Origin of the sequence: Ferruginibacter sp., from assembly GCF_028288465.1 — a bacterium.
In the GTDB taxonomy this organism is placed as follows: domain Bacteria; phylum Bacteroidota; class Bacteroidia; order Chitinophagales; family Chitinophagaceae; genus Ferruginibacter.
In genome coordinates, this window is sequence record NZ_JAQBNR010000090.1 from 1 (window position 1) to 2,515 (window position 2,515).

The 2,515-nt window shown below is 53.4% G+C and carries 2 protein-coding genes; both read right to left on the minus strand.

Annotation, left to right across the window (positions count from 1 at the left end; translation table 11 throughout):
* Positions 1–1,627, minus strand: a 1,627-nt coding sequence (locus tag JWR61_RS28095; protein WP_301930963.1) for a hypothetical protein, incomplete at its 3' end; no start/stop codon positions are given.
* Positions 1,627–2,515: hypothetical protein (locus tag JWR61_RS28100; protein ID WP_301930964.1), on the minus strand; the 889-nt coding region annotated here is incomplete at its 5' end. The genes JWR61_RS28095 and JWR61_RS28100, both read right to left, overlap by 1 nt.

The following is a 2,515-nucleotide window of genomic DNA, read 5'->3' on the forward strand; positions in this document are numbered from 1 at the left end:
CTGACTGAGCATTGTACTTATCTACGGTGATCACGGAGTTCTGATAATTGAACACGCCGGTAGGTAACGTCTTGTCGGCTGTACCCCCGGCGAACAATCGAGCGCCGACGACAGGCGTGAGCGATTCGAAGTTATTGGTTTGGATCTCCCCGAACATCAACTTACGGGTGCGGATGCTATCCACGTAAGCATCTCCGTCTCCAAAGGAAAAGCCCCAACCGACCCGGCCTCTACGACGCTTGAACTTAAAGTCATCTAGTACAACATGTGTGTCGAAGATAGGCGTGGGATTCATCGGAGATGCAGGGCCAGCCTGTTGCAATGTCATCGGATGAATACGAGCTTGTAGTTTATTATCCTCTAGGTCAACGTTCAGAACGTAGTGATTGTTTGGGTAGAACGGGACGGTTCCGGTGTCGATAGTGTAGGTATACCTATCGCTGTCGGTTAACGTTTCTGTGGTTCCAATCACTAGACTATTAGTCGTGCCGAAATTCAACTTCACTTCGATCCATGACTCGGACACGAAGTCAGGCGTACGCTCAATCTCAGCCTGCGAACGCGCCGGAGTCGTATCTGTAGGAGGCTCGTAGGATAGATCCGACTGAAGAAGCCCCTCAAGGGCTGACTGAGGCACCGGGTTGTAAGCGGCCTGTCCGTAGTCCGGCTGGTGTCCGCGTGCTGCCAGACTCGCTTGGTTTTCTCCGTAGGCAGGTAAGACCCCCGGATCGGTTCCGTCAAGATCTAGCTGCGTGATGAAGTCCTCGCGGCGGCCGCGGAGGTACAAGGTCAGCGTATTACTACTAGCGAAACTTCCTGTACAAAACACCACGGACAATGAGGAATTGATAGGACGGGGGTCGCCAGGTCCGGGACTTGCGTCTGACCGCCAGATCTTAGGGAATGCCGTTGCAGGGACCGAACCGTCCTTATCCAGGATGGGTGTAAGAAATCCTCGACGGGTATCCAAATCCAGCTTAGTAGGCGTCCACCCTGCGGCGAAGGCACGAAAGGCGCTAATCCTTACTGTGCATGCAGCCGTTGCCGTGATAGAGAATTTGACGATCGTCGGTCGAAGGACGCCGTTGAGTGCGGAGATAGGCCAGGTTGCCTCTCGATTGCCCGTACCCGTTGTGACATTGGTAAAGTACAGACGTACGATATTTGAGTTGGCGTCACTTAGCTCGACGTAGCTATTGGCTCGATCTAGGGCGGCTGGACAGCTAGGTAGGCTCACCGTGATGGTGTCGGTACTTGCATATGAAGTGAGGTCTACTGGTGTGTCGGCCGATACACCGGTCTTAGTGCCCGCCGAGGAGAAGGAGAAGGTTAGGGCATTGCGATTGCCAAGCGCGGCGCTACTACCCAGGATCCCGGTAGTCACCCAGGGCTCGCGGGGGAGAATCGTCTGACTCCCCTCAATCGCCCCCATATCCATCAGATTTAATTGACTGATGTCAAGATTAAGATTGAACAAGTTATATAACGTGGTGAAATTGACATTCCAGAATGACCGGATATCTGTATGCTTGCGCTGAGTCAGCGCCTCGTAAGACACGACATCGGTGTCGTAGTACTCGAACTTCCCCAGCGCGTTATTGAAATCTTCGGTGATAGTGATAGGCATTATGGTCCCGGATTCGGCTTAAACGGTACGAAGTCATCACTTACGAAGTCATTGCGTAGCGCGTTGGTGAAATCTGTTAGGTTCTCCACATAGGTGTCTGTATCCGAAGCGACGGTGTAATGATCTCGGGTGAACGCCAATTCACGAACGCCTACGAAATAGGCACGATCCTCCTGGAAGGAAGCTTCCAGAACTCGATACGTATGGCGAGACGGGATGTAGAAGAACATCACCGGATAATCCCCCTCATAGACCAATGAGCTTCGATTCAGTTGTGACACTTGTGTAGTATCAGCCGTAGCCGGATTCAGGATTTCGGTCGGGTAGTTCGCCGTCTTGACGAGCGAGCCTGCTAGGAGATAGTCGACCTCGTTGGTCCTGTTTGCCGGTTGCGAGGTATAAGGGCGCATAGCCACCTTCAGCAACCCCAGGGTGGTCGGATCGATCTGGTCGGAAACGTCGGAACGATCTGACAGGAACGAGATCAGGTTTGTAGTAGAGACCGTGTTGGGATCCGCGGGCTTCTGGTGTAGGTCGTCCAAGTAGTAGTCGTAGCCGATTTTGAGGCTGTCGTATACCACCTTGACTTGGCGTGCGACGAATGGGTCTTCGGAAGTATTGAGACGAGCGAGGAAGTAGTCCAACACCCACTTCGGATGCTTCCTGTAGCGAATCGGTTGCGAGAACGTACCGGGGCTGTAAGCCATCGCCTGGAGATGGGTGAACTCCACCTTCATGTAGCGCGCGGTGACGGGTTCAGGAAGCGCGTGTTCTTCGCGGCGATCCATCCTAAAGGTCTTGTAGATTGGGGTCCAGAGTTTGGTCTCCCAATCAGTGTCGGTGACGCCGGGCTCACCATCTGACGAGTAGTAGACCGTGAAGTAGACG